The organism is Photobacterium andalusiense, assembly GCF_900185625.1.
GTDB lineage: Bacteria > Pseudomonadota > Gammaproteobacteria > Enterobacterales > Vibrionaceae > Photobacterium > Photobacterium aquimaris.
This window is the reverse complement of record NZ_FYAJ01000034.1, coordinates 1-1,544: the sequence shown is the minus strand read 5'-3', so window position 1 is coordinate 1,544 and position 1,544 is coordinate 1. Positions and strand designations below refer to the sequence as shown.

At 47.5% G+C, this 1,544-nt stretch carries 1 rRNA gene; it reads right to left on the bottom strand.

Annotated features, from left to right (window positions below):
- Positions 1-1,345: ribosomal RNA gene (locus PAND9192_RS20205) — 23S ribosomal RNA — on the bottom strand; the annotation flags it as partial.
- Positions 1,346-1,544 lie beyond the last annotated feature (199 nt).

Genomic DNA, 1,544 nt, shown 5'->3' with positions numbered 1-1,544 from the left:
GCCTTAGGGGTCGACTTACCCTGCCCCGATTAACGTTGGACAGGAACCCTTGATCTTCCGGCGAGGGAGTTTTTCACTCCCTTTATCGTTACTCATGTCAGCATTCGCACTTCTGATACCTCCAGCAAGCTTTACAACTCACCTTCAACGGCTTACAGAACGCTCCCCTACCCAATATGAACGAGTTCATATTGCCGCAGCTTCGGTGTATAGCTTAGCCCCGTTAAATCTTCCGCGCAGGCCGACTCGACCAGTGAGCTATTACGCTTTCTTTAAATGATGGCTGCTTCTAAGCCAACATCCTGGCTGTCTGAGCCTTCCCACATCGTTTCCCACTTAGCTATAACTTTGGGACCTTAGCTGGCGGTCTGGGTTGTTTCCCTCTTCACGACGGACGTTAGCACCCGCCGTGTGTCTCCCGGATATTACTTACTGGTATTCGGAGTTTGCAAAGGGTTGGTAAGTCGGGATGACCCCCTAGCCTTAACAGTGCTCTACCCCCAGTAGTATTCGTCCGAGGCGCTACCTAAATAGCTTTCGGGGAGAACCAGCTATCTCCGAGTTTGATTGGCCTTTCACCCCTAGCCACAAGTCATCCGCTAATTTTTCAACATTAGTCGGTTCGGTCCTCCAGTAAGTGTTACCTCACCTTCAACCTGCCCATGGCTAGATCACTCGGTTTCGGGTCTAATCCTAGCAACTAATTCGCCCAGTTAAGACTCGGTTTCCCTACGGCTCCCCTAAACGGTTAACCTTGCTACTAAAATTAAGTCGCTGACCCATTATACAAAAGGTACGCAGTCACATAACAAGTATGCTCCTACTGCTTGTACGTACACGGTTTCAGGTTCTATTTCACTCCCCTCACAGGGGTTCTTTTCGCCTTTCCCTCACGGTACTGGTTCACTATCGGTCAGTCAGGAGTATTTAGCCTTGGAGGATGGTCCCCCCATGTTCAAACAGGATATCACGTGTCCCGTCCTACTCGATTTCACTAATAAAGCGTTGTTGGTTACGGGGCTATCACCCTGTATCGCGGTACTTTCCAGAACCTTCACCTAACGCTGAACTAACTTAAGGGCTAATCCGGTTTCGCTCGCCGCTACTACCGGAATCTCGGTTGATTTCTCTTCCTCGGGGTACTTAGATGTTTCAGTTCCCCCGGTTCGCTTCATTAACCTATGTATTCAGTTAATGATACTAGCTTATGCTAGTGGGTTTCCCCATTCGGAAATCCCAGACTCAAGTGGCTTTTACTGCCTAATCTGGGCTTATCGCAAGTTAATACGTCCTTCATCGCCTCTGACTGCCAAGGCATCCACCGTGTACGCTTAGTCACTTAACCATACAACCCCAAGAGGTCTTTGCTCTTAGTTTCCACTGAAAAAGTGGAGTAAGTTGGTCAAACAACCAAGGTTTGTGTTTAATAATCCGATCAAGAAAATATTAAACATTGGTTTTTCGCCGGACTCATTTATTTGTCTTCACTTTAAAAAGTGAAAGCAAACACAGACACTTGAATGTGTATGTTTTGAGAACTCGTT